Annotated in this window: 22 protein-coding genes; 9 read left to right on the top strand and 13 right to left on the bottom strand. The window is 34.5% G+C overall.

The annotated features are described in order from the left end of the window. Positions 1-164: 164 nt before the first annotated feature. From ACFE0M_RS11555 to ACFE0M_RS11535, 5 genes are all read right to left on the bottom strand, one after another. On the bottom strand, positions 165-1,607 hold the full coding sequence (locus ACFE0M_RS11555; protein ID WP_434545920.1) for a SusD/RagB family nutrient-binding outer membrane lipoprotein: 1,443 nt from the start codon (positions 1,605-1,607) through the stop codon (positions 165-167). Between the two features lie 34 nt (positions 1,608-1,641). Next, positions 1,642-4,839: a SusC/RagA family TonB-linked outer membrane protein gene (locus ACFE0M_RS11550; RefSeq protein WP_434545919.1), complete on the bottom strand. Its 3,198-nt coding sequence runs from the start codon at positions 4,837-4,839 to the stop codon at positions 1,642-1,644. 183 nt (positions 4,840-5,022) lie between these two features. After that, positions 5,023-6,141: a DUF3179 domain-containing (seleno)protein gene (locus tag ACFE0M_RS11545; RefSeq protein WP_434545918.1), complete on the bottom strand. Its 1,119-nt coding sequence runs from the start codon at positions 6,139-6,141 to the stop codon at positions 5,023-5,025. Positions 6,142-6,151: 10 nt separating this feature from the next. Beyond that, positions 6,152-7,123: a hypothetical protein gene (locus ACFE0M_RS11540; RefSeq protein WP_434545917.1), complete on the bottom strand. Its 972-nt coding sequence runs from the start codon at positions 7,121-7,123 to the stop codon at positions 6,152-6,154. A 147-nt stretch (positions 7,124-7,270) separates the two neighbouring features. Beyond that, a complete protein-coding gene (locus ACFE0M_RS11535) occupies positions 7,271-7,588 on the bottom strand; it encodes a HesB/IscA family protein (RefSeq protein ID WP_434545916.1) in 318 nt (105 codons plus the stop codon). A gap of 116 nt (positions 7,589-7,704) precedes the next feature. On the opposite strand from ACFE0M_RS11535, the gene ACFE0M_RS11530 reads away from it, so the two are divergent. Next, on the top strand, positions 7,705-8,226 hold the full coding sequence (locus tag ACFE0M_RS11530) for a hypothetical protein (RefSeq protein WP_434545915.1): 522 nt from the start codon (positions 7,705-7,707) through the stop codon (positions 8,224-8,226). 29 nt (positions 8,227-8,255) lie between these two features. On the opposite strand, the gene ACFE0M_RS11525 is transcribed toward ACFE0M_RS11530, so the two are convergent. Next, positions 8,256-8,717 (bottom strand): nuclear transport factor 2 family protein, encoded by a 462-nt coding sequence (locus tag ACFE0M_RS11525; RefSeq protein ID WP_434545914.1) that lies wholly within the window; start codon positions 8,715-8,717, stop codon positions 8,256-8,258. Positions 8,718-8,736: 19 nt separating this feature from the next. Beyond that, positions 8,737-9,630, bottom strand: a complete 894-nt coding sequence (locus tag ACFE0M_RS11520) for a hypothetical protein (protein WP_434545913.1) — start codon at positions 9,628-9,630, stop codon at positions 8,737-8,739. 279 nt (positions 9,631-9,909) lie between these two features. On the opposite strand from ACFE0M_RS11520, the gene ACFE0M_RS11515 reads away from it, so the two are divergent. Genes ACFE0M_RS11515 through dtd form a run of 4 tightly spaced genes read left to right on the top strand, consistent with a single transcriptional unit; the run spans position 9,910 to position 12,030 of the window. Further along, positions 9,910-10,308, top strand: coding sequence for a YkvA family protein (locus ACFE0M_RS11515; RefSeq protein WP_434545912.1), 399 nt, complete (start codon positions 9,910-9,912; stop codon positions 10,306-10,308). Between the two features lie 2 nt (positions 10,309-10,310). Beyond that, on the top strand, positions 10,311-10,919 hold the full coding sequence (locus ACFE0M_RS11510; protein WP_434545911.1) for a thioredoxin family protein: 609 nt from the start codon (positions 10,311-10,313) through the stop codon (positions 10,917-10,919). Then, positions 10,919-11,581, top strand: coding sequence for an NAD-dependent epimerase/dehydratase family protein (locus ACFE0M_RS11505; RefSeq protein WP_434545910.1), 663 nt, complete (start codon positions 10,919-10,921; stop codon positions 11,579-11,581). The genes ACFE0M_RS11510 and ACFE0M_RS11505 overlap by 1 nt, the downstream gene beginning before the upstream one ends. After that, complete coding sequence (dtd, locus tag ACFE0M_RS11500) at positions 11,578-12,030, top strand: D-aminoacyl-tRNA deacylase (protein WP_434545909.1); 453 nt, start codon at positions 11,578-11,580, stop codon at positions 12,028-12,030. The genes ACFE0M_RS11505 and dtd overlap by 4 nt, the downstream gene beginning before the upstream one ends. Before the next feature lie 33 nt (positions 12,031-12,063). Here dtd and ACFE0M_RS11495 read toward each other — a convergent pair whose 3' ends face one another. Then, positions 12,064-14,295, bottom strand: coding sequence for an efflux RND transporter permease subunit (locus tag ACFE0M_RS11495; protein WP_434545908.1), 2,232 nt, complete (start codon positions 14,293-14,295; stop codon positions 12,064-12,066). Positions 14,296-14,462: 167 nt separating this feature from the next. Then, a complete protein-coding gene (locus tag ACFE0M_RS11490) occupies positions 14,463-15,932 on the bottom strand; it encodes a deoxyribodipyrimidine photo-lyase/cryptochrome family protein (RefSeq protein WP_434545907.1) in 1,470 nt (489 codons plus the stop codon). Positions 15,933-16,290: 358 nt separating this feature from the next. Between ACFE0M_RS11490 and ACFE0M_RS11485 the strand changes: the two genes are divergently transcribed. The 4 genes from ACFE0M_RS11485 (at position 16,291) to ACFE0M_RS11470 (ending at position 19,775) form a co-directional block, all read left to right on the top strand. Continuing rightward, a complete protein-coding gene (locus ACFE0M_RS11485; protein ID WP_434545906.1) occupies positions 16,291-16,926 on the top strand; it encodes a hypothetical protein in 636 nt (211 codons plus the stop codon). Between the two features lie 3 nt (positions 16,927-16,929). Continuing rightward, positions 16,930-17,478 (top strand): RNA polymerase sigma factor, encoded by a 549-nt coding sequence (locus ACFE0M_RS11480; protein WP_434545905.1) that lies wholly within the window; start codon positions 16,930-16,932, stop codon positions 17,476-17,478. Continuing rightward, complete coding sequence (locus ACFE0M_RS11475; protein WP_434545904.1) at positions 17,475-18,803, top strand: hypothetical protein; 1,329 nt, start codon at positions 17,475-17,477, stop codon at positions 18,801-18,803. The genes ACFE0M_RS11480 and ACFE0M_RS11475 overlap by 4 nt, the downstream gene beginning before the upstream one ends. A 66-nt stretch (positions 18,804-18,869) precedes the next feature. After that, entirely contained in the window at positions 18,870-19,775 is a 906-nt protein-coding gene (locus ACFE0M_RS11470; RefSeq protein ID WP_434545903.1) for a DUF4382 domain-containing protein, read from the top strand. A gap of 857 nt (positions 19,776-20,632) precedes the next feature. Here the strand turns inward: ACFE0M_RS11470 and ACFE0M_RS11465 are convergent. The 4 genes from ACFE0M_RS11465 to acnA all read right to left on the bottom strand — a co-directional run bounded on the left by ACFE0M_RS11465 (position 20,633) and on the right by acnA (position 25,959). Further along, positions 20,633-21,778, bottom strand: a complete 1,146-nt coding sequence (locus ACFE0M_RS11465; RefSeq protein WP_434545902.1) for a hypothetical protein — start codon at positions 21,776-21,778, stop codon at positions 20,633-20,635. Positions 21,779-21,800: 22 nt separating this feature from the next. After that, on the bottom strand, positions 21,801-22,466 hold the full coding sequence (locus ACFE0M_RS11460; protein WP_434545901.1) for an outer membrane beta-barrel protein: 666 nt from the start codon (positions 22,464-22,466) through the stop codon (positions 21,801-21,803). A gap of 11 nt (positions 22,467-22,477) precedes the next feature. Beyond that, positions 22,478-22,972, bottom strand: a complete 495-nt coding sequence (locus ACFE0M_RS11455) for a T9SS type A sorting domain-containing protein (RefSeq protein WP_434545900.1) — start codon at positions 22,970-22,972, stop codon at positions 22,478-22,480. A 212-nt stretch (positions 22,973-23,184) separates the two neighbouring features. Next, positions 23,185-25,959 carry an aconitate hydratase AcnA gene (gene acnA, locus ACFE0M_RS11450; RefSeq protein WP_434545899.1) on the bottom strand — a complete coding sequence of 925 codons (2,775 nt, stop codon included), beginning with the start codon at positions 25,957-25,959 and terminating at the stop codon, positions 23,185-23,187. Between the last annotated feature and the right edge of the window lie 36 nt (positions 25,960-25,995).

Raw genomic sequence — 25,995 nt, 5'->3', positions numbered from 1 at the left:
GATTGATGTAGTTTTAGCCTAGACGAAAAATGTTATTAATTTTCAAAATATATAATGTCTAGAAAATTTATATCAATACCCACAGGACATACCTGCTTATAAATAAAAAAAGAGGCTAACTCAATGAGATAGCCTCTTTTACAAATTAAATATTTATGAAATTATTAATTAACATCCCAATATGGGGCAACATTCATTTCATTATTGATACCAGCATTTGAAACAGAATTGCCATTATTACCCAATTCATCAGAAGTATATAGTGCTCTAACTGGAATATAAGATCTAACACCAGCAGCTGGAACCTCCAGTTGCGGATAATCTAATCTTCTCCATTCTGCCCAAGCTTCTAAACCATTAGTGTAAAGCGCTAACCATTTTTGAACACCAATTGATTCTTCCCAGTTAGCAGCATCATAAGGATTAGCAGCTAAATAGTCAGAAATCGCTCCTTCTGAGTCATCAAATCCCCATTGGTTCATTGAAGCAGTAACTGCTTCATTATAGGCTTCCTCAGCAGTACCCGATCCACCAAAATCTCTTTCAATAGCTTCCGCTTCAAAGAATTTAACTTCAGCGTATGTAAGCAAGTAAGCTGGTGCAGTTGCCTCTCTAATTGCTGGATTAGGACGTGAAGCAGTTGCAAATAAATTAAAAGACTCACCATCAGGTAATCCATAAGGAAGGCCAGTATAATCACCTGTGATAGAAGTATCAGCAAAAGCCATTAACCTCGGATCATTTAATTCTTCAAGCTTTTCAACTAATACATCAGAAACAGCAAAATCATCCCTGTTATTGATTGAATTATCTACGAAGAAAGGATTTGCAATTCTTTGATCTGATGCAAAATTGAAAATGAATCCTTCGTCATTGGCTGTGAATACACCTGCATTCAAAGCTTGAGAAACCAATGTAGAAGCCGTTCCAGCATCAACATCAGCAATTCTCATTCCGATCTTCAGTTTCAATGAATTGGCAAAACGAGCCCAAGCCGCCATATCTCCACCGTAGAAAATATCACCTGATGTAAATCCTGGTTCACTAGCTGTAATGCTAGATATAGCCGCATTTAATTCATCAATTAAGCCATTATAAACATCCTGTTGACTATCATAAGCAGGGTTAGCAAACTCATCAGGATTAAAAGCTTCAGAGTAAGGTACATTTACCCAAGTATCGGTCACAATTTGCATGGCCCATACCTTCAAAATGTCCAATACAGCTGTCTGATTGCCTTTAATCGCATCGTTTAAGCCTTCATTTGCTTGAACGATTTCTCTGGCTGCTACCAAGTCATAAAGACTATTAGCATAAAAGCTATTCCATGAGGTGTTAAAAGTACTTACATTCTGATTATAGCGAGAGTCCTCAGCATATTCACCTTGTGAAAAATGTTGAACCATCAACATTCCGAATTCAAAGTTCATAGCCCTACTCCATACTCTGTTCGCCAAGTTAAACTGTGCTTGAGTAAGTAGTGTTGAGGCCGGTACTTCAGTAGGATTATTGGGATCAGTATTGATCTCCTCAAAATCCTGCGTGCACGCTGCTAGTCCCACAAAAAGTGAGACCAACATTATGTATAATTTTGATATATTTTTCATAAAAAGTTATTTTAAATTAATGTCAAAACCTGTTTTAGAATTTGAAGCTTAAGTCAAAACCTAATGATCTTGAAGTAGGTACCTGAGCATTTTCCAATCCTTGGATATTACCTGCACCGTTTACTCCTTGAGGATCTAAGTAAGGCAAGTTGCTGAACAAGATAGCTAAGTTTCTTCCCAAGAATGAGATTCTTGCATCTTTGATAGCCAAATTACCAAATACACTGTTTGGAATGTTATAACCAACAGTTACCTCTCTTAACTTCACAAATGAAGCATCATATACATTTGGTCCTGCTACACTCCAAATTGTTTGGTAATAGGTTTGAGGATCAACAGCAGTTGTGTTAGTCTCACCGGTTTCAGTAACACCGTCAACAACTAAACCATCTTCTCTGATGCTTCCCTCAGCAGTTTCTGGCAACATACCTGAATACTTAGCCCACTGCAATGATGTTGAGTGAATAACACCACCACCTTGGAAGTCAATCAATGCTCCTACTGAGAAGTTTTTATAAGTGAAAGTATTTCTAAATCCACCAGCAAAGTCTGCAATAGTACTTCCTAAAAATTCTCTATCTTGGTTAGCCAAAGGAATACCGTTAGCACCTACAATAGTGTTACCGTCTTCGTCTGTTTGTAAAGTCTGTCCAAATAATGACATATAAGGGAATCCTTTTTGAACCCTAACATCAGCAGCCCATGTTGAACCTGCAATAATGCTTTCAACACCTGCTTCTTCGTTTAACTCCACAACCTCATTATTGAAGGTGGCAAAATTCAAGTTCATATCCCATCTGAAGTCTCCTGACTCAACTGGAGTAGCATTAACCATTACCTCAAATCCACTGTTTCTCATAGAACCAGCATTCAACAATCTGGAAGTAAACCCTGTTGCAGATGATGATGGCACGTTAAAGATTTGGTTAACAGTAGTTCTGTCATAATAAGATACATCAAACCCAACTCTGTTGTTCAAGAAATTCATTTCCAAACCAACTTCAAATTCATTAGTAATCTCTGGCAATAAGTTAGGATTTCTTCTTGAATTTGGCACCGTATATCTTGGGAATGAACCAAAGTTTGGTACTACGTTAGAATAAACATTTCTTAAATTATAAGGGCTCGCATCGTTGGCCGCCTGACCATAACCTGCTCTTAACTTACCAAAAGAAATTACTGAATTATCCGCTAATGCATCCAATTCACTGAATACAAAACTTGTGGAAACTGATGGATACCAGTAGTTGTTATTTTCCTCTGGTAAAGTAGAAGACCAATCACCTCTTAATGCTAAATCAACATATACTGTGTAGAACAATCCTAATGAAGCGGTTGTAAACACACTGTTAATCGCTCTGTCTTCAAAATCGGTATTAATCTGAGGTGAACCTGCCGAGTTAGCAATGTTGTAGAAGTTTGGCAATACCAAACCACCTACTGTCGCAATTCTATTGAAAGTTCTTCCTTGACTCATCAAGTTACCCCCAACCATGGCATTTAATGTGATATCCTCATTGAACTGAGTATCATATAAAATCTTACCTTCTAAATTGGTCTCATTGAAAGTTCTAGTCACCTCATTGTAGCTTGGCTGATTGATACCACCAACAGGAACTCCTTCTCTTGATCTAAAGGTGAAACCATCTCTCATGGCTTTTAAGTTTACACTTAGGCCTTCTGTCAATTCGTAATTTAAATTAAAGTTACCGAAGAAACGGTCTCTTGTATCTTCCTGTAGGTAATTTCTTCTAACCCAATAAGGGTTATCAAAGAATCTAACACTAGGATCAAAGCCTATTAATTCACCAGTATTTGGATCAACTTGTGCTCCAACTGGATTCCAAGTCTGCTGGGTTCCGTCAGTGAAAGTATCATCTTTCAATCTGTCGAAATCCAATTGTGTTTGCCACCATTGGTAGAAACCTTGCATTGGATTAGCATTCGCATAACCAGTAGCATTTCTACCTGAAGCATCTTGTTTAATCAAACTACCTGCAGCAGAAACATTCAACTTATCAGTTAAATTGTAAGAAGAATTAAAACTTACCGTATTTCTTCCTAATTCAGAATTAGGCATCATACCTTTTTGATCCAAATTGGTATAAGATAATCTGAAATCACCTTCATCGTTGGCTCCAGAAACTGCTACCGAGTTGGTAAGCGTTACACCAGTTTCAAAAAACTCTTCATACTTATTTTCAGGTTCAACCCATGGTCTCGTCTCGCCATAATTGGCAGCATCCGGATCCCATGAATCCCAGTGACGTACATTGATGCTTGGATCATATTTTGGTCCCCAAGCGCCATCCTTCGAATATACAGGTGCTAAATAATTAGTCCCGTCTTCTGTAAACTCAACAAAACCTGAAGGTGAACCTGTTGTGGCACCTCCACCATATTTCTGCTGGTGCTCCATTAAAGCCAAAGGATCTTCAAATGTTGCCGATGAATTTACAGAAACACCCAATCCTTTTTTCCTTGAGGCTGATTTAGTAGTAATTAAAATTACACCATTAGAACCCCTAGTTCCATATAATGCAGTGGCTGCAGCACCTTTCAATACTTCCATTGACTCAATGTCATTTGGATTGATATCTGATGCAGCATTACCGTAATCATATGCACCACCGCCAAAACCAGATTGTTGGTTGGCATTTGAATAGTTATCATTGTTGATCGGCATTCCGTCCACTACGAAAAGTGGTTGGTTTTCTCCCAAGAAAGAGTTGGCTCCACGGATAGTGATACGAGATGATCCACCCATTGCACCTTGAGTACCCTGGATCTGAACACCTGCTACTGCACCCTGTAGGGAATTCACGATATTAGTTTCTCTGGATTCAGCCAATTTTTCGCCATCTACTGATTGAGTAGAGTAACCAATTGACCTTTTTTCTCTAGAAACACCTAAAGCCGTTACCACGACTTCTCCTAATTGTTGAACATCAGGCTGAAGGGTTACATCAATCACTGATTGTGAACCGATTGCAACCTCCATTTTTTCAAAACCGATATAAGTAAATACAAGAGTCTCAGCATCTGAAGGTACTGAAAGTTTGTAATTACCGTCTAAGTCGGTTGTAGTACCTAATGTACTACCTTTCACAATTACGTTTACACCTGGTAAGGGACCATCTTCGTCCACTACTTTACCAGAAACCGTTCTGTCCTGTGCCCATGAATAAGAGGCAATCAGGAAGAAACTGAGCATTAGTAATAGTTTCTTCATCATATTATGTTTAGGTTATAAATTTATTAACTCTCTAATATAAAGGATATATATGTTAATTGACAAAAATGATTAAAACAAATCAACTTAAAATTAGCAATTATTTGTTTTGTTAAAATAATTCAAGGTATAATTATATAAGGATTAAACTTATACCCCAAAAAACATACTTATGTGTCTTTTTTATTTAAAACTATCGAAATCATATACTTTTGCATCTTTTTCGATGATCACAACATGAACTCTCTCTTTGTTTGCTAACCTATCATCACTGTAATCCAATGGATAATAAATTAAATCATCGTTTTCTGCATAACCTCTATAAGGTGTTGTATCATAATCCCTCGCATAACCTGTTTCTGTAGATAATAGCTTTGTATTGGGATACATCGTGCTCCATGTACCCCAAGTAGTTTCAGTTAAGCTAAAAACATCCAGTTTTTCATCTCTCAATTCACCATTTACAGCAGTTGCAGTCATTTGAGACCATAAGCTTTCTGTTTCTCTATCATACGCTATTAAATTGCTATTGTATAATAAGCCGCTTACCCCAAAACTACTACCACCTTTCCAACCAATTCCTGTTCCGGTAAGTGGACAAAAGCTAATGGTAATATTATCATCCTCAATTTTATGATTTAAGACTTCATGCCAATTTAAAATGCTATGTGGATAAGCTATCGGTTCTCCGTCTGCTATCATTCCAATTATTAAATCATCTGATGCTGGTATTTTTGATTGATCAATGTTTGGGCCATCATCATTTACCAATATATACTTTGGTTCATCGATAGCTGGAATAGCATCAAAACCTGTACCTACAAACAAATTGCTAGTAGGGATTGACCATTCAGGATTAGACTTCAAATCTAAATTGATTTCTTCACCTCCCCTATTATGTATCTCAATTCCTGGGAAAAAGGCGGCAATCGCAAACCAGTACGATTGATATGATAAAATCGGTAAAAGATACTCGCCTTGATCTTCGCCTTCCACTATTCTGCCAAAAACATCATAAAGATTATCCTTATTATCACTCATGATAATGGGTAACTTACCGTTCACTATTTGCAAATCTGGAATAATTCCATTGGAAAGTTGCTGCTCAAATGACACAACAAAATTTGATGCCGGATTTCCTACAATTACTATATCCTTCCCACCAACTTCATCAAAAAGCAGGGTGCTTGATGCATTAGGATTAGCGCGTTCATCTTCTTTAATGATTTCGTCTTCTTTACATGAAAACCCTATAACTATAAAAATTATGGGCAATAAATAAATATGTACAATTTTACGCATAGTATTAATTTCAAAAATTAAAATTTCTTTCTTTAGATTCTTCTTTACCTCCAAAGAACATATTGATTCCAAATCTAAATCTCGAGGATGTAGTGAGTTGACTACCATTTAATCTTCTGAAAACAGGTGATTCATAAGCCATCATAAATGTTAGATTATTAGGTAAAAGAATATTAAGACCCAACATGTTATATAGCCAAATACCTCCACTGCTTTTAACCAAAGCATTATCAATTTGATCTTGATTGGTATATTTCAGCCTTAAGCCTGCTTGTGGGGCTAATAAAATGTTATTGTTTAAAAATATATTATATCCCAATCCTTGATAAAACTGATATTCAGATCCTTGTTGAAAAGCTTGTGATGTTTCTGGTTTTTGATTTTTAAATAAATGCTGATAAACCAATAATCCGAAGTAATTTAAATTATCTGTAATAATCCTTCCATTTTGATATTGTGCCATTATAATACCTCCCCAACCACCATAGCCAGGTTGCAAATCCCAAGGCAAAAGAATGTCAAAATTCTCATCGCGCGTATCATTTTCCCCTGTCGGAAGCACTAGTCCTACCCCTATTTGGACATTATGTTTGCCTTTTTTCCAAATATTGTAATTTGATGTTAATACCAAATCTCCAATCCCTTTGCTTTTGGTTTCCCTATCTACATTTACATTTTGCCTATTTAAGTAATGGGATGAGTGATTTAGCATCAATCCAAATGAAAAATTTTGGTTTAACGCCCATGATATTTGTAGGAAGGTCGAAGAATTATAACGGTCGTAAGAATCATCATCCAAGACTTCTCCTCCAGACACAAAATCATTCATAAGATTATGATCATATACAATTTGTACAGATAAGCCTGAATCCAAATTCGATAAATTAAGGTTATTGGCCAAAGGTGAGCCTCCTGTACAACAGTTTTGGCTTTGTGCTGATAAAGCAACAGCCACAAATATTATGATAATTAATACCCTCATATTGTAATATTAACAATATAAAGGGTAAAATAATGTCAATTTGCTTACATAAGGATTGATACTTAATTGAGTAGCATGATAATTAGTGAAAACCTAGAAGATGGTTATAAAAGCAATAAAAAATAATTTGGCTGCTATAATGTAATTTTATTTCAATTCTTCTTCTGTCTCAGGATTAACAAAAACAAAGCCCCTAGCATCATTTCCTTCATGAAACCGGACCTCCATACCAATTATATACATCACATGGCCTTTATCTATATAGACAGGGATACCCTCTATTTCAAAAGTTTTATCAGATTCTTTGGGTTTATCAAAGCCCAACATATAATTCATTCCTGCAGCACTACAGCCACCTCCGCCACGAACTCCAACACGCAGTCCATATCCATCAGGAATATTTTTATTTTGCATTATATTTTTTACTTCTTTTATTGCCTCTTCTGAGATTTTTACCGGAATCATATTTATCAAATTTAATTCAAGAACGAATGACCCAAAACAAAAGTTTGCTCAACCTCCTTGCTTTTATTTGCTGCGAAATTAACTAAATTTGGGCATCACCTTCAAAAAATATTGAAATGGAGCCAATTTGGGACTTAATAAAAATCATTATTCCGGCTGGAATAGTTTTATATGCCATGTTTTTGACCGTTAAAACGATGTTGCAAAAACAAAACGAGGCAAAAATCATTGAAATTAAAGCAAAAAACAAAGAAATCGTTTTGCCCATTAGGTTACAGGCTTACGAAAGAATGAGCCTTTTTCTGGAAAGGATTTCTCCTGACCAAATCATTAAGCGAGTTCAAAAAAATGACATGAACGTTGCTGAACTTCAATATATGTTATTAAATGAGATAAGAGAAGAATTTAATCACAATCTCTCACAGCAAGTATATATGAGTGATGAGGCTTGGAAAATCATCAAAAATGCTAAAGAAGAATTAATAATGGTGGTCAACCAATCGGCTAAAGAATTGGATCCTGAAGCCAAAAGCATCGAGTTGGTTAAAAAAATCTATGAAGAGTCCCTTGATAAGAAAATTGATAGCATTGAATATGGCTTGAGTTTCTTGAAAAATGAGATTCAACAGGAGTTTTGATTTATTGGTTTTAAGTTTTAAGTCAATACCTAATCATCATTATTGGTCAATTCTAGGAAATTATCTATTTTATCATTATCAATAGTTACGGACAAATCATAGAGGGCTATTTTCCAGCCATTCTCTTTTAAAACCAAAACAGCAGTTCCTTTACAGACTCCCATCCAAGTATCCAATTTTTCATTGAGCCAAGCAGTTTTGCCGTCCTCAGAAAAATAAATGTCTCTTTCAGTGGGTGTAAATGACCAGGCAGATTCTTTTTGAAAATATTCGTTTGCCCATTCCGCCATTTCATCTCTTGTCCACTTTTCGGTTTTATCGGTACCCAAATAAACCCCATCTTCCGTCATACTTCCAAAAAACACCTTCTCATCGGCTGTGGCTGCAGCCTTATGCCAATTATCCATGAATTGATTAATTGTTTCAATAGGAGGTTGAGCCAATGAGGCAAAAGGACCCAAAACCATAAGAATTAATATTATACTTTTCATAATTTCGTTATTAATTTATTTATAATTTAACTGTGACCGCAAAAAATGGAATCCCAAAAGGGATTACATCCGCTATTTCCTGATTATAGAAAAAACCCAAATCATAGCTGGCAGTTTCAGTCAGATATCTTCCACCGTAAAAAATGAAGCTTAGATTATCCTCAAATTCAGTTGGGATATAAAAGCCTTCTGATACTACCATCAATTTTTTTGATATTCTTGCCATTCCAGCCAAAGAATAGAAAGGATTTAATCTTTCCGCATCACTTATGGCGCCATAATAGACAGTAGCAGTCAAATTCAAATCAGGTTCACCAACAGTGACCCCGGTATTTACAATGGCTCCAGCTGCACCTTCCCCAGCCTCTAATGAAGTTCCAGCAAATGCATCCAATCCAAATTTATAATGTACATACTTTCCTAATTGAGTTGTAATTTGGGGATTCACATATATAACAGGTACTCGTAAAACCAATGCCCAAAGACTGGTTCCCACTCCAACTGAAAAATTATCGGTTATCCCCCTATGATAGGTCATAGGGTTATTTCGAATATAATTACCACCCTTTTTGTAATTAAAAGCACTGGTTCCCAACATATACCTGACTGGATTAACCTGCTCCAATTGCTCACCTTCCTGCTTTTTTCCAGAATTGCTTTCGTCCAAAGACTCCACTTTTTTGATTCTTTGGGTTGGTATTCTTACCCTACCTACACTTTCTGTTTCCAATTCAAGAAAATCTTTATTTTGACTTATGAAAAATCCTTTGTATATCTCACCTGCTTTGGTGTAAACAATTATTTTAGATTTGGATTTATTTTGTGGATTTTCAATTTTCGGATCTTCTATTTGGGCAAATGAAACAACATTTGTAATCAAAAGGAGTAAAATGATAAAGTATAATTTTTCCATATGAAACTGCTAAAATGGTTCAAATTATTATAAATTTACCTAACGTTTAAATTGTTAAAAGTATTATGAATAATCCGCATAAAAGTAGTCAAATAAAAGCAAACAATATCAGATTATGGGTTGGTATCATTAGTTTAATAGTTGCTTGGTCACTATTCATTTATAAAGGACTTTTACAAGATTTATATTTTATATTGATTGGAGCATTTACGTTATACACAATATTTGTATATATATGGAAGCCTATTAATCAAAATAAAAAGTTGAGAGAATCTGAAGATGAGTAAAAGATTAAACCATAAAAATGCTTTTAAAAGGGCTTATAGAGTGCTTGCCGATAAAAGACTGAGCAATAAACTGGTCACGGAAGTAAGGGAAACCTTAACAAGTCGAGCTAAGGCCTCAGAGAAAATTTCACAATTGAAAAATAAAATCTTTACGCTGATAAGGTTAGTAAAAGCCTATACAAAAGGAAGTTATAGAAACATATCCTTTAAAAGCATGATTTATACCGTTGGAGTATTGATATATTTCATTACCCCTACGGATATTATTCCTGATTTCATCCCTGTTTCCGGTTTCTTAGATGATGCCTCTCTAATTCTTTGGCTTTACAATCATTTAGGCTACGAATTGCAACAATTTAAGGCTTGGGAGAGTAAGCAAGAAGAAAAGTAAATATGTTAGAAAATACTACTTCTAAAAAGTCAGAAATATTCAATAAAGCCATTGACTATCCTGCCTACAGAAATTTAATAAAATCTCTATTAGCTGAAAATAAAACCACTGGTCCAAATCATTCTGAAGCCATGATCAATTATACTTTTATGAATGACAGGCGTATGGACAGATGGGATAAAAAAATTGTGGTAAATCCGGATCTTATAGAAAAGGTCAAAGAATTGCCAAAAATGAATTGGATGGTTATTACAGAAGCCTGGTGCGGAGATGCTGCCCAAAACATTCCTTTTATTGCCAAACTAGCAAAAGATAATCCCAATATAGATTTGAGATTCATCATGAGAGATGAAAATCCTGACATAATGGACAATTACCTCACTAATGGAGCCAGGTCAATTCCGATTTTAATTATGATGGATCAGGATTTTAATGATTTAGCTGTTTGGGGCCCTAGGCCAGAGCCCGTTCAAAAGATGATAATGGAAGCCAAGAATAAACCTGATTTGGATCAATCCAAATTTATTGAAAGTATCCACAAATGGTATGCTGTAGATAAAAATCAAACGATCACCCAAGAATTTAAACTATTAATCAAAACTATACAATAATGGCTAAAACGGCATTAATTGCGGGCGCAACCGGATTGGTAGGTGGGCATCTTTTAGATTTGCTTTTAGAAGATGATCATTATGCTCAAGTAAAAGTTTTAAGTAGAAGAAGTCTTGGCGGTGATGACGGAAAACTAAAAGAAATCATTATTGAGGATTTTGATAATATTGAAAACCATATCAATAATTTAAAAGCGGATGATTATTTCTGTTGCTTGGGTACGACAATTAAAAAAGTAGGTAGCAAAAAAGCTTTCAAAAAGGTAGATTTTGAGTACCCTGTTAGTTTGGCAGCCATTGCAAGAGAGAACGGTGCAGATTCCTATCATATAATTTCAGCTATGGGAGCTGATCCAAAATCCTTAATATTTTATAATAAAGTAAAAGGGGAAGTTGAAGCAGCGATTAAAGCTATGAAAATAAATAAAGCCTATATTTATAGGCCATCATTTATTGAAGGGGAAAGGGCTGAAAAACGGGCAGGAGAAAAAGCAGCACTATGGTTTGCCGATAAGTTTGATTTCCTTTTCTCTGGTCCATTTAAGAAATATGCGGCCGTTCATGCCAAAACTATTGCCAAGGCAATGCTTAAAACTGCAAAAAAAGAAAATGAAAAGTTTAAAATTATACAATCAGATGAAATTGAAAAAATAGGGAAATGATAGCAGTCCTTCAGCGCGTAACAGAAGCATCGGTTAAAATTGAAAATAAAATTAAAGGTGAAATCAGGAATGGACTCATGATTTTGCTAGGAATTGAAGAAGCGGACAATGAGGAAGATATTGAATGGCTTTGCCGAAAAATTGTGAACATGCGCATATTCAATGATGAAAATGGCGTGATGAACAAAAGCTTGATTGATGTTCATGGAGAAGTTCTATTGATTAGTCAGTTTACTTTACACGCCAGCACTAAAAAAGGAAACCGACCTTCGTACATTAAGGCTGCAAAACCTGATATTGCCATTCCGCTCTACGAAAAAATGATTAATTCATTAGATTTTGAAATTCCAACAAAAATTCAGAGCGGTGAATTCGGTGCTGATATGAAAGTCAGCTTGGTAAATGATGGACCTGTGACTATTATTTTGGATAGTAAGGATAAGAAATGATAAATTGAAAGTTGACAACTTCAACTGACAAAGTCAACTCGACCTCTTCAACAACAAAGGCAATAGAATCAAGTCCGTAAGCAATGCAAAAAGCATGGCCATGGAAAGAAAGAAGCCTAAATAGAAGGTAGTTGCAAATGAAGAAAGAGTGAACAACACAAACCCACCAATAATTAAAACGGAAGTAATTAAAATAGCCAATCCGGCCGATTTAAAGGTTTTGATAATACGCCATAACGGACTTTTGGCTTTTTGTTTCTTATAAGCTCCTAAAAAATGAATGGTATCATCTACCGCTATTCCGAAAGCCACCACAAATATTATGGCAGTGGTTAATTTTAGAGGTACTCCCATAAATCCCATAATTCCTGCGGTGAACAGCAATGGAATGAAATTAGGGACTAAGCTAATCAACAACATTTTAAAAGATTTAAAATAAATACCTAATGTAATGGCTATCATCAAAACGGCTAATAACAATCCTTTCAAAAGCTCTAAGGATAAGCTCTCGTTACTTTTATCAATCAGATAGGTGGTTCCGGTGATTCTAGCCGCTAAAACATTACCATCAATTTCCCTCGCAATAAAATCCTGTAAAGCATAATTTCTATTTTGGGTGTCATGAGAGCCCCATTCGGGAATAAAACCTGCAAATCTTGCATATTTCCTACTTGAATCAATGATACCTTCTGTGACTCCCCTATTGCTCAACTGATTTCTGATAGGTTCTTGCATTTCAAAATCTTTCTTAGATGGAAATTGATAGAATTTTGTAAGGCCTCCTTTATCAATTTGATTGGCGTATTTCACCAAATCCAAAGGTGATAATACTTTTTTGATACCAAATGAGTCTTTTAAAAAATTCTCAACTTTCAAGGCTTCCTTTAAGAATTCATATTCTAATATATCTTTATTTTCATCAGCAGGATAAATAGCTAACTCCCAAGGTTTGGAACCTCCAAAAGCGGTATCCAAGTATTGAAAATCATTTCGAACCTCTGAATTTTCCGGTAAATCTTTTAATAAATAAGCATCAGTTTTAAGTTGAAAAATTCCAAAAATGGAGACTATTATAAGTAGTACATATACTGTTATCACAATTCTTTTATATTGAATTAAACGAACTGCCCAACGCTTATAGGGTAGTTTAATGAATTGCTGCCTATAATTTCTTCGAATTAAAAGTGGGCCAAACAAAAAATTCACAACAAATGCGATCAAAACTCCCAATCCCGCAAAAACTCCTAATTCTTTGATGGGCTGAGTGGGTAAAATCAACAAACTAAAAAAACCTAAAGCTGTAGTAATGGAAGTTAACAAAGTGGGTGAAAAGACTTTTTTAATGGAAGATTTTAATCTTTTGAGAAAATCTTCTTCCTCATTTTGCCTGAAGGCATTCACTAAATGGATGGCATCAGAAGTAGAAACAAAAAGAATTATAGGCGGAATTAGTACACTTAGAATACTTAGTTCAATCTGTAGCATTGCCATAAAACCCAACAAATAAATGAGGGAAGTGACACTCATTAAAAGTGGTAACAACATAATATTGAAAGAACGGTAAATCAATAATAGCAGAATGATGGTCACTAATACCCCAAGTCCTAAGAAAATACTAAAATCGGAACGGATATGGCCTATAAAGCTTTGCTGGGCAACTAATTTACCTACTATTCTAAAATCTTTTATTTGGGATTGGTTTAAAGTTGATTCTAAGGAATTGAAAAATGCCCACTCACTCTTAGGTGTTTTAAAGTGCTTATGATTGATTTGGACAATAAGTGATTCGGAATTTTCAGAAATAAAATTACTGTAGAGCGGATGACTTATGATTCTTACACTATCCCTTTTTAACTTTTCAGCATCTTGAGTATGGATTAATGGAATCGCTGTAATTCCATAAGGTGATTTGATTAAATGCTTTAAATCAAAAACAGATTGCGTGCCAAGCAATCCTGAAATTGTATCAATTTTATTTTCCCAATGTTCAATCTTGCTTAAGAAATTTGGGTCAAAAACGGAGGGTTGACTTTCAAAAGCAATCAGCAAATAATCATTATCATAACCGAATCTCTTTACATGATTTTCAAAAAAGACCTTGTCTTCATTATCGTCTGCAAAGAATTTTTCGAATTCAAAGGCTACGGAAAGTTTGGGGAATTGGGATATGAAAAATGCAGCGCTTATCAACCATACGGCATATAGCATGAAGCGGAATTCCTTGTCCTTAAAATTACTATAAAATTTTTGTACTAATTTTTTCAAAGGTTAATAAAATCTAATTTTCTAAATTAATCTAATCATGTCAGGTTTCGATCAATCTAGCTGATATAGTTTTTCCAACAACATCGTATATATTATCACTTATAAACCTGACAGGATTTCTAATATTTAATAAACGAATCAAAGCAGCCGTTCGGATTGCCAATTAATTATGGTCTTCGGTTCGCAACAGTGTGCTTAGCTAATATTCTTTTAGATTCTTTTTTCACCTCTGGTTCTTTTCGCATATCCCAAATCACTTTTCTGGCTTTCTTTCCTGCATCTTCCAAATCAATAATGGGAATTGGATAATCTTTACCCAATTCAAAATGGATACTTTTTCGTTCTATATAACTTAACTTCCAAGGTTCATGAATAAAAGCAATCGGTACATTTTTTAATTCTGGCACCCAAAGCTTGATAAAATCGCCATTCGGATCATGATCAATAGATTGCTTTACAGGATTGTACATACGGATAGTATTAATACCGGTAACACCAGCCTGCATCTGAAACTGTGGGTAATGAATGCCGGGCTCAAAATCCAGAAATTGTCTTCCTAAGTGCATAGCACCTCTTTTCCAAGGTTGCCATAAATGATACACCAAAAAAGAAACCAACATAGCCCTCATTCTGAAATTGAGAAAACCTGTTTCAATTACACATCGCATGCAAGCATCCACCAAGGGGAAACCCGTCTGACCTTTCTCCCAAGCTTCATATAAAATATCATTTTCATTTTGGCGGATGCTATCATATCCCCTATTGATATTTTCAAATTCGTAACGTTCTTCCATTTCAAATTTTTGAATGAAATGACAATGCCATCGCAAGCGAGATCCAAAATTATTTAAAGCACTTTTGTTACCATCTTCCTTAGCATTGATCATGGATTGAAAAACCTGTCGCATACTAATATTTCCATAAGCTAAATAGGGGGATAATCGACTACATGACCTTCTGGCTTCAGTAGGCTTACTAATATTTTTATTATAACCGAAATGTCTTTCCGATAAAAAGCTGTTTAAATATTTATATGCTTGGGCAGTCCCACCAGTTTGCGCAATACCTTGTTCTTTATAAATATTCAGTTCTTTAGAATCATTAATGAGTTTAATTCCAACTAGTTCATTTAAGTCAATGGTTTTTATATGATTAAAATCGTGTTTGATAATTGGCTTTGACATAAATTCATACCAGGATTTTGACCAATCCTGTCTATTTTTTCTACCCCTTTGTAAACCAAACTGCTGAAATTCTTGCCATTCTATATTTTGATTTTCACAAAAGAATTTGACTTCATTATCTCGCTCATAAGTTATTTTTAATCCAGTTTCCTCATGAGAGAATAAATAGTTAATATCAAACTTTTCTTGTACGGCTTTCAAAAAGTCAATGACTTCAGTATGAACTTGAATGAGTGACATTTCAAGTTCTGATAATTTACTTTGCATTTCTTTTAAGGATTCAGCGATAAAATTCCAATGCCGATTGCTGAAATCAGAGGATGCTAATAAACTTGGTTCCCAAGCATAAAATATAATAGTTGGTAAACCGATAGTTGATGCTTTTTGAAGTGGTGCATGGTCTTCCAGCCTTAAATCTCTTTTTAGCCAAACTAAAGTAACCGGATTTCTCATATTACAACTTTTGAAATTGATTTAATGGAAAAACCGTATGATGTGGGCTTTGTTTATACATATTGGAATAACAAAAGCTTATATTTAACTTTAGAAGTAGTAAATAGGATATATTTATAATTAAATTTAATAGAGCTCAGTAGGCAAGTACAAGTGAAGATTTTGTATTTATCTTATATTCAGCACCAAATAATCAATATTTGTGAAATTAATTATTAGATTCCGAATAATACTATTCAATAAAAACCAATAGTCATTCCAACCCTTTTATAAGTTTATACGTCTCAGAACAGCTTGGAAAAAATGTAAAATGGAACCAAAAACTTTATCATACTTAGTCTTTATTTTATCACTGTTCATGTTTATATCATGCGATGAAATAGACGAATCACCAGCAGAAGTTAATATGAAAATGTCATTTGATGGCAATGTAGATAACAATCTGCAGTTTTCGAACCTCAATTTAGTTATAGATGAGATCACTGTAGAGGCAGATAAAGAAAATGGTGAAAAATTTACTTTTACAGAAAATTTAAATCAGGAAAACTTTAGTTTATCTAACGGAACAACAGAAAGTTTATTCAAATTTAATTTACCTCCAGCAATTTATAGTAATATCACAGTTGAAATCAGTTTAAGAGAAAATCAAGATGATAATTCAATAGTCTTTACAGGTTCTTTGATGAGTAGAAATCCAATGCAATCAGATCTTCCCATTTTATTTGAGCAGCCTGGTAGAGAACTGGTTGATTTAAAAATTAAGCCAAAATCTGGTGGTAATGAAATTGTTGTACAAAGAGGAGAGAACATTGAAGCGTTAATTAAAATTGAAGCCTCCTATATTTTTCAACCTATCAATCCCGGTCTGCTGATAGCAGCAGAAAATATTCCAATTGATGGCATTAATACTGTTTTAATCAATAGAAATAATAATCCAGAAATCTATAACCTTATTTCTTCAAGAATAAAACAATCATTTTCAGCAAGTTTCTAAGCATTGGATAATAAAAAACAAATAGAGCAAGAATTAATAAAAGGCTGTATTAATGATGACCGAAAGAGCCAAGAGGAGTTTTACAGGCTTTTTGCTCCAAAGATGTACACTATTTGTTTGAGCTATGCTACAAAAAAAGATGAAGCCATGGACATACTTCAGGATGGATTCATTAAGGTTTTTCGTAATATTAAAAAATACAATGGTGAAGGTTCCTTGGAAGGATGGGTCAGAAGAATTATTGTAAATACTGCTATTGACTATTACAGAAAATATAAAAAGGAAATATCATATTTGGATTCAGCCGAAATTCAAATTAGTGATCAAGGGAAAGAAAATGTTTTTTCTAACTTAGGACTTGAAGACATTCTTGCTTACTTAAATAAATTACCGGAAGGTGCTCGCTTAATTTTCAATTTGTATGCAGTTGAAGGTTATAATCACCGTGAAATAGCCGAAAAATTAAATGTAACAGAAGGAACTTCAAAATCTCAATTTAATAGGGCACGAACATTATTAAAAGAATGGATGGGGCCTGAATTTGCAAGATGAAAGACCGCTTTACCATATGGATCAAAAATATTATTGATAAGGGTAGCATAAACCCTCCTGATGAAACTTGGGATAATATTTCCAAAAAATTGGATATTGAAAATTCATGGAACAATATTGATAAAGAACTTGATATCGATACTGTTTGGAACAGACTTGATCATCAATTGAGCCAAGATGCGAAAATGAGAACATATGAAAAGCTAAGTTATGTCCCCATTATTGCATTAGTTCTTTTATTCAGTTGGTTGGGTGTGAAAAATGAATTTTATAAAAATGATTTCAAAAAAGATCATTCAATAGCTCAAGTAGAAATCTATGATGATAATGAAATGAATTTTCAGAATAAAAACATACTTCCAGAAGAACCGAAAACTGTTGATTTGCCAGTTGTAAAACAAAATGAAAATTATGAACAGAAAACAGAAGAGCAAGATATAGAAAGTCAGAAATCAGAAAATAAATTCATCAAAAGCGAAGATTTAACTATTGAGGAAAACAATGCTAAAGATTCACGTCTTGATGCAAAAAACGTATTTACACATAGAGATCAATCAAAAAATAAACATTCATTACCTGATTATCTTAACTCGATGCCAGGTGGTTTAATAGTTAATTTTAATAGTACTAATATACTAGCTCCAGAAAAAATAAAATTAGCAAATGATTCCGTTATAAATGAATCTGATAAAAAACAATGGTATTATGGCATTGGTGTTTCTGGTAATAGAACTTGGTTAAATGATAATAGGTTAAAAAGAGCATCAGAAGGATCACGTCTTTATGATGCAATTGCCACCAATAATATGTCATTTAAATTGAATGCTGGATTAGAAATAAATCAACATTGGGCGATACAGGCTGATATAAACATTTTAGGAAATATTGGGCAGTCTTACGGGGAATATATTAACGGTAGATACCGAATGGGGGAAGTCAATGTGAATTATAACGGTATTCAAATTGGAATCAAAAGGAATCTGCCTTATATATTAAACGGAAATGACTTAATAAGAAAACAAATAGTAGCGGGAGGTTATGTAAATCACATCTATCAAGTCAACCAAACTGAAAATGTGTTTATCTCAAACGAAATAAATCAGTTCATAATCAGTGATACTTATAAAAATTATGATGCAGGGATATGGGCAGGAATTGAAATGTTTTATCAGTTAAATGAATCTTATCAGATCGGAACCTCCTTACATTATAAATATGGAATAAATAACATATACAAAGGAAATAGTGAAATCCCTGCTTATCTGAGAGAAACAAATACCTCAGAATTAAGCCTTAGTGTCATTTTAAGAAGATATTCAAAATAAATTTAATTTACTTCCAACCCTTTTTCCCTAGGCTTCGTCTTGGGGCAAATCTTAAATAATTAAATTATGAAAAAGCAAAGTAAATTATTATCCAAATTATTATTAGCCTTTTTCTTTGTGGCTACTACATTGTTAATTGTTTCATGCGACAGCTCTGAAACAAATGGAGATGGAAAATTAGTATTAAACGTAACAGACGCACCAGTAGATGAAGAAGGTGTGACCGGAGTATATATCACTTTCACAGGAATTGAGTATCAAATAGAAGGTGAAGCTTGGCAAGAAGCTGAAGAGTTTGGTGATCCTGTAACTATAAATTTATTGGATCTTCAAAATGGTACAACTTCATTATTAGGTGAATTTAATGCGGGAGCAGGAAATTACACAGGATTAAGATTCAAATTAGATGCTGCAACTAGAGATGGTTCAAACTCTTCCAATGCAGGATGCTATATTACTTTTGAAGACGGGACTGAAACTCCATTATTCGTTCCTAGTGGAGAACAAACTGGTTACAAGGCTGTAGGAACATTCACCGTTCCTGTTAATGGTACAGTGGAAGTAACGGCAGATTTTGATTTAAGAAAATCAGTTACTAAAGCAGGTGCTACAGGAATGTATATTTTAAAGCCAACAATTAGAGTAATTGTGAATAATCAAGCTGGTGAAATTGCCGGTTCTATTGCCAATACTGTAGAAGAAAGCAATTATGTAGTTTATGCTTATGATGCAGGATCATATGATGAAAGCGAAAGTGCTGATCCAGCTGAAGGTGATACAAGATTTCCTAATGCTGTTTCAGGAACTGGCGCTCAAGAAAACGGAGACTATGTACTAGCTTTCTTAGCGGAAGGTGACTATGATGTAGTTTTTACTAGTATTGATGCGGAGGGAAATGTTACTGTCAACGGTATAGTAGAAGGTGCTACTGTAGAAAGCAACAGCACTACTCAAGTAGATTTTGAGTTATAATATAAAAAATCAAAGTACATATTACTGGTTATAAATTGGGGCAAGGAAACTTGCTCTTTTTTTTGCTTAATTTAAATTAATTTAGGTGAGTTTTTTTGGATGTTATTGCCTGAAACCTATACTTCAACTTGCATAGCGTTAATTATCATAATAAAAGCAAGACATAAGATAATTCGGTGAAATTAATTATTGATTTTCGACTTGACTGTAATAATCATAATATCAATTAAAAGAAGTTTTATCGATATTGCACATCAAACCTATCTTCTTTGATTCGTATTGTATCACATTCGTTTCCAATTGTAAATTCAAAGGTTCCCGCCAAAATTAAATCTATAGAACTTTATTCTAATAGTTCAAATTGCCCTGCACCTTTATCAGTTTCAAATCTAGACTTTAATCCTTATAAAGCACTGGCTGAACTATTTATATAAATATTAATATCTTAATCCATTTTTTCAGAACGATAATTCTTTATGTACAGCTACATTTTTTCATCATCGCTATCTTTAAAAACTTTTATAAGAGAAGTCATAGAAGGAGAAATATCAGAGAGTATGTCAGGATGATTCATCCCTCCCTTTGAAATTCAAACCTCTCCATTTACCAAATAGCCAAAGGTATTTTTAACTTCTGATGTAATAGGTGGTAATTCTGGTTCAGGACTAATTGATAAATCACATGAAGTGAATATGAATAAAAGTATTAGTTTGGGAAGGATACATTTCATTAGGTGTTTTTTGGTTTATAATTCTCTGAATTTAAATGACATTTTCAGTTAAACAAAGATTAAAAAAAAACCACAAAAAAAGCGGTCAACTTTCATCAACCGCTTTAATGCTGAATAGTATAAAAACTTATTTAATTACCAATACATTAAAAATACCACTACCTAGGTTTTTCTGAGTAGCCTGAGGATTAAATATAACTACCTCAATCTGATTATTATTTCTTACATAACCTGATAGCAAACATCCCTGTAAAGGATTTGAGTAAGAAGCTACTACAAAATCTCCAGGCTCTACCCCTTGTAAAGTAACTTGCTCAATATAAACTTCACCTCCTAGTAAGTTTCCAACATTAACAGTACCAGTTTCTTGAGTATTAACACCTTGGACACCTGAAGAAATTTCAATACCACCGGCTGTATTATTTACAATAATTCCTGTTCCTGCTGTAATATTAGCTAAAACAGGAGCCCCGCCAGTTGCACCAATAGGAATCTGACCATCAGCAGCTTGACCAAGGGAAGTCAATGAATCTGTACCGTTTCCTAATATTAAGCTATTTGCAGTTAAAGAATCTGTTCCAGTACCTCCATTAGGAACGGGAAGAATATCAGTCACTTTAGATGTCAGATCTATAGTACTATCTGCAATATCTTCATTCACAATACTTTCATCCAAAATAGTCCTTGAATCTACTGCTGAAGTGGCTACATCTTGATTGATAATAGTGGAATCCATAATAGTTCTTGAATCTACTGCTGAAGTAGCTACATCCTTATTGATAATAGTAGAATCCAAAACCTTATGTGTAGTAATAGCATTATCAGCTATATCATCCGTATAGAAAGAATAAGGAACCGTCATAAACTTCTGCAAACTTACCATTCTATATCCTCTACCTTCAATGGAAATCTCCACTTTTAACCACTGATCTGCATCAATCCAAGGAATATCCATAAGGTGAGTATATTCACCACCTGTTATTTCACCTTTTCCTATCGTCAATGAAAAAAGTCCATTTTCATCAGTATTAGTAGTATGTACTTCCTCATATTCCACAGATCCAGATTCTCCTTTTTGAATCGTAAAACGAACATCAATTGATTTTTCATTTACAGGATTTCCTTCAATATCAACCCCAACTATTTCCTTACCTTGATCATCAATGGCCACAGCCTGATAGCTTATACCATCTAAATTTCCGATATTCTGGGCCAGCGCTGGCTGAACTGCCATCAATGCAAATAATACTACACTTATATATAAATTTCTCATATGTCTTAGATTTTATTTTTGATTACTCTATTATAAATAAAACTCCCAATGTGATAGCTAATCCAACATTATAGCTTTCCTGCCCACTAGCATCTGCATTTGCTTCAATATTTTTTAAGCCAAATAAATAATCAGCTTCAGCATAAACATTGATAAAGTCCGATACATTATACTTTACACCCGGTGATACTACAATGCCAAAATCCCAGGTATTGATTTCACCATTTTCTTTCAAATTATAATCAACATCATTTCTAGTTTGTGATGCCCTCAATAGTAATGCTGCGTAAGGTCCAGCTGTCATATAAACACCCAATTTCCCTAATTCATATTCATAACCAGCAGCGGCTCTAAAATCCGCATATTGAAATGACCAAGTGTTTACAATATCTTCAAAAACTAAGCTAGCTCCTGCCCTTCTCATGCCTAAACTTCCTCGGATTATGATATTATCCAAAGTATTCAATCGGTAACCTAAGCTATAACCTCCAGCAAATATCCCTGTATATTCTTCACTACCTAAAAAGCTCTTACCTCCTATGCCTTCACTATCCATATAGCTAAAATTCGCATATTGTTGAGAAGCGTCTATAGAGATACCTGAGATTTGTGCTTGAGCTATTGACGCCATCATTAAAAAAGCCATCAATGCAATCATTTTTTTATCTAGTAGAAATATTTTTTTCATAATTTTAAAATTTAATGTTGAATGTTGATTTTTGAAGTAGAAATACTGCCTGATTCATTTGTTAATGAAATGATGTACAATCCTTCTTCCCAGTTTGAACAGTCAATTTTCTGAGTATTTCCTTCTAAACTATAAAAAGCTGAACCGTTAATTGAATAAATTTTCATCGATACTATTTCTTTACTAGAATCATGTCCAATGGAAAAAGATTGATTAGCAGGATTTGGAAAAGCTTTAAAGCTGAAAGGAATTTTTTGATCTTTCTGGTTTTCAAGCTCTTGATTTGCTTGCTGAAAACCTGGGCGAAAACTCAATTCCTTAACTTTAAAAACGTTAGTACCGTAAGGTTGTCCTACCGTGAAGTGCACCTGAGAATTATTAATCCCTGATGACCCCATAGAAGAAATCACCTGTCTCTTTACGCTTTGTGCTTGAACCATTCCGTGCAGGAACAGAAAAGCACTCAGGAAAAGAAAAATCATTTTACTTGATGTAATTTTTTTCATAAAGTGGTTTTTTGGTTAAACAAAATTTCCACTCAGACGAAACAGGCTAAAAAAGGGTTGGAAATAAATTTAAATTAGACGAAATTAAATTTCACAGTTTATACATTTAACAGGTTAATAAACTGATCATCAAAATATTAAGAAAGAATTTTGAAAATAAAAAAAGGGATGCTTCTCTGCATCCCTTTTTAATTTTTACTAAATAAATTTATTTACTTCCTTAAGAAATCTCTCAGCACATATTGTAGAATACCTTTGTTCTTATAATATTCCACTTCTATTTGAGAATCCAATCTAGCTAAGACCTCAAATTTCACTTCTTTGCCATCTGATTTTTTAGCTACAGCAGAGAGCTTTTTAGAAGGAGATAAGCCTTCGCTTATTCCACTTATTGAGAATTTTTCTGAGCCATCCAAGCCTAAAGATTCGGCCGTTTCTCCGTCAGCATATTGCAATGGCAACACGCCCATACCTACTAAATTACTACGATGGATACGCTCATAACTTTCAGCAATCACTGCTTTGATACCAAGCAAGTAGGTTCCTTTAGCTGCCCAGTCTCTGGAGGAACCACTACCGTATTCTTTTCCACCCAAGACGACTAATTGAGTATTCTCTTCTTTGTATTTCTCAGCTGCATCAAAAACAGTCATTTCCTCGCCAGAAGGAATGTGTTTGGTATATCCTCCTTCTTTTTCAGCCAACTGATTTTTAATTCTCACATTGGCGAATGTACCTCGTGTCATCACTTCGTCATTACCTCTTCTGGAACCATAAGAGTTGAAATCCTTTTTCTCAACTCCCCTACCTTTGAGGTATTTACCGGCAGGACTATCTTCTGCAAAAGCTCCTGCTGGTGAAATATGGTCTGTGGTAATAGAATCACCTAATTTTAATAAAACATGCGCATCCTTAATATCTTCAAAATCTTCCGGATCAGCACTTATGCCTTTGAAAAATGGAGCTTCTTTGATATAGGTAGATTTATCATCCCATTCATAATCCTCTGAATCAGGTGCTTTCATGCTTCTCCACTGCTCATTTCCATCGAAAATCTCTCCATAATTCTTTTTATAGGAATCAGGCGAAAGCACTTTTCGCATCACCTCAAAAATCTCATCTTGAGTAGGCCATAAATCTTTCAGATAAACTGGTTCTCCATTAACATCATAACTTAATGGATCATTATTTAAATCTATATCTACTCTACCTGCTATGGCATAAGCCACCACTAGCATAGGTGACATCAAGAAATTCATCTTTACATCAGGATGAACCCTAGCTTCAAAGTTTCTATTTCCTGAAAGTACGGAAGAAACCACTAAATCATTTTCTTTCACTGCTTTGGCAATATGCGGTGGCAAAGGACCTGAATTTCCAATACAAGAAGTACATCCATAACCTACCACATGGAATTTCAAGGCTTCCAAATCATCTAATAAGCCAGCGGCTTCAAGATAATCCGTAACAACTTTAGAGCCCGGAGCTAAACTGGTTTTCACCCAAGGTTTTACATCAACTCCTCTTTCGATGGCTTTTTGCGCTACCAAGCCAGCTCCCAGCATCACACTTGGATTGGATGTATTAGTACAGCTTGTAATGGCTGCAATTACAATAGAGCCATCGCTTAGGCTAAACTCATCATTATGAGTCCTAATTTTTACCGTTTTCAAGCCATTGCTTTCGCCTTCTTCAATGGCAACATCATCATCCACTTTTTCTGGTTGCTGAACGGGTTGAGAACCACCTTCAGAATACCATCTGCTTACAGGTCTTTCAAAAACATCAATATATTGGCGACCATGTTCTTCTTTAAGTAAATCTTTAAATTTATTTTCAAATTCTCTTACCAAAATTTTATCCTGTGGTCTTTTCGGACCGGAAACTGTAGGTTCAACAGTACTTAAATCTAATTCCAACACAGTGGAATAATTGATTTTATCTTCATTTTCCCTCCATAACATATTAGATTTAGCATATTTCTCTACCAAATCAATTTGTTCTTGGGAACGATTAGTTTTATCCATGTAGGAAAGTGTTTGGTCATCAATTGGGAAATAAGTGACCGTGCAACCAAACTCAGGAGACATATTGGAAATAGTTGCTCTATCAGGAATTGTTAATTTATCTAATCCTGGACCGAAAACCTCCACAAATTTACCAACTACACCATGGCTTCTCAATAAATGAGTAATGGTTAAAACCAAATCAGTGGCGGTAGTACCTAAAGGCATTTCTCCGGTTAATTTCAGTCCGATTACCTCAGGCATAATGAAATAAATAGGCTGACCTAAAATAGCAGCTTCTGCTTCTATTCCGCCAACTCCCCATCCTACAACTCCAATTCCGTTGACCATAGGTGTGTGGGAATCAGTCCCTACCAAAGTATCTGGAAAGACATACCCATCTCTTTCAATTGCACCTTTTGCCAAATATTCTAAATTCACCTGATGGCAAATCCCCATACCCGGAGGCACCACGGAGAAATTATCAAAAGCTTTTTGTGCCCATTTCAAGAATTGATAACGTTCGCCATTCCTTTCATATTCTTTATCAACATTTTTGGCATAAGAATAATTGGTTCCGAAATAATCCACTTGAACCGAGTGGTCAATGACCAAATCAACAGGGATTAATGGATTGATTTTTTTCGGGTCTTTGCCTTTTCTAACTGCTTCAGCTCTTAAGGATGCAATATCCACAACAGCCGGAACACCTGTGAAATCCTGCATCAAAACACGAGCAGGTTTATAAGGAATGTCCTTATCAGATTGCTCGGGTGTCCAGTTTAGTAAAGTTTCTACATTTTCTTTAGTGATGGCAAAGTCATCAAAATTTCTTACCGCATTTTCCAAAAGAATTCTAATGGAAAAAGGCAATTTATCTATCTCATGTCCTTGTTTTTGTAATTCTTCAAGGCTGTAATATTTCAGCTTTCCTTTTTTGCTTTCAAGCTCTTTAACAATTTTATATGGATCTTTATGCATGGTGAAAAAGTTTTAGTTCTAATTTTGTATTTAGTA

This window comes from Marivirga sp., from assembly GCF_051117495.1.
Classification (GTDB): Bacteria; Bacteroidota; Bacteroidia; order Cytophagales; family Cyclobacteriaceae; genus Marivirga.
The sequence above is the reverse complement of the archived record's forward strand: the minus strand, read 5'-3'. Positions and strand labels throughout refer to the sequence as shown.

Bases quoted from the DNA above. Each gene is read 5' to 3' on its own strand.
- ACFE0M_RS11555 (WP_434545920.1), bottom strand. From the start codon at position 1,607: ATGAAAAATATATCAAAATTATACATAATGTTGGTCTCACTTTTTGTG.
- ACFE0M_RS11550 (WP_434545919.1), bottom strand. From the start codon at position 4,839: ATGAAGAAACTATTACTAATGCTCAGTTTCTTCCTGATTGCCTCTTAT.
- ACFE0M_RS11545 (WP_434545918.1), bottom strand. From the start codon at position 6,141: ATGCGTAAAATTGTACATATTTATTTATTGCCCATAATTTTTATAGTT.
- ACFE0M_RS11540 (WP_434545917.1), bottom strand. From the start codon at position 7,123: ATGAGGGTATTAATTATCATAATATTTGTGGCTGTTGCTTTATCAGCA.
- ACFE0M_RS11535 (WP_434545916.1), bottom strand. From the start codon at position 7,588: ATGATTCCGGTAAAAATCTCAGAAGAGGCAATAAAAGAAGTAAAAAAT.
- ACFE0M_RS11530 (WP_434545915.1), top strand. From the start codon at position 7,705: ATGGAGCCAATTTGGGACTTAATAAAAATCATTATTCCGGCTGGAATA.
- ACFE0M_RS11525 (WP_434545914.1), bottom strand. From the start codon at position 8,717: ATGAAAAGTATAATATTAATTCTTATGGTTTTGGGTCCTTTTGCCTCA.
- ACFE0M_RS11520 (WP_434545913.1), bottom strand. From the start codon at position 9,630: ATGGAAAAATTATACTTTATCATTTTACTCCTTTTGATTACAAATGTT.
- ACFE0M_RS11515 (WP_434545912.1), top strand. From the start codon at position 9,910: ATGAGTAAAAGATTAAACCATAAAAATGCTTTTAAAAGGGCTTATAGA.
- ACFE0M_RS11510 (WP_434545911.1), top strand. From the start codon at position 10,311: ATGTTAGAAAATACTACTTCTAAAAAGTCAGAAATATTCAATAAAGCC.
- ACFE0M_RS11505 (WP_434545910.1), top strand. From the start codon at position 10,919: ATGGCTAAAACGGCATTAATTGCGGGCGCAACCGGATTGGTAGGTGGG.
- dtd (WP_434545909.1), top strand. From the start codon at position 11,578: ATGATAGCAGTCCTTCAGCGCGTAACAGAAGCATCGGTTAAAATTGAA.
- ACFE0M_RS11490 (WP_434545907.1), bottom strand. From the start codon at position 15,932: ATGAGAAATCCGGTTACTTTAGTTTGGCTAAAAAGAGATTTAAGGCTG.
- ACFE0M_RS11485 (WP_434545906.1), top strand. From the start codon at position 16,291: ATGTTTATATCATGCGATGAAATAGACGAATCACCAGCAGAAGTTAAT.
- ACFE0M_RS11475 (WP_434545904.1), top strand. From the start codon at position 17,475: ATGAAAGACCGCTTTACCATATGGATCAAAAATATTATTGATAAGGGT.
- ACFE0M_RS11470 (WP_434545903.1), top strand. From the start codon at position 18,870: ATGAAAAAGCAAAGTAAATTATTATCCAAATTATTATTAGCCTTTTTC.
- ACFE0M_RS11465 (WP_434545902.1), bottom strand. From the start codon at position 21,778: ATGAGAAATTTATATATAAGTGTAGTATTATTTGCATTGATGGCAGTT.
- ACFE0M_RS11460 (WP_434545901.1), bottom strand. From the start codon at position 22,466: ATGAAAAAAATATTTCTACTAGATAAAAAAATGATTGCATTGATGGCT.
- ACFE0M_RS11455 (WP_434545900.1), bottom strand. From the start codon at position 22,972: ATGAAAAAAATTACATCAAGTAAAATGATTTTTCTTTTCCTGAGTGCT.
- acnA (WP_434545899.1), bottom strand. From the start codon at position 25,959: ATGCATAAAGATCCATATAAAATTGTTAAAGAGCTTGAAAGCAAAAAA.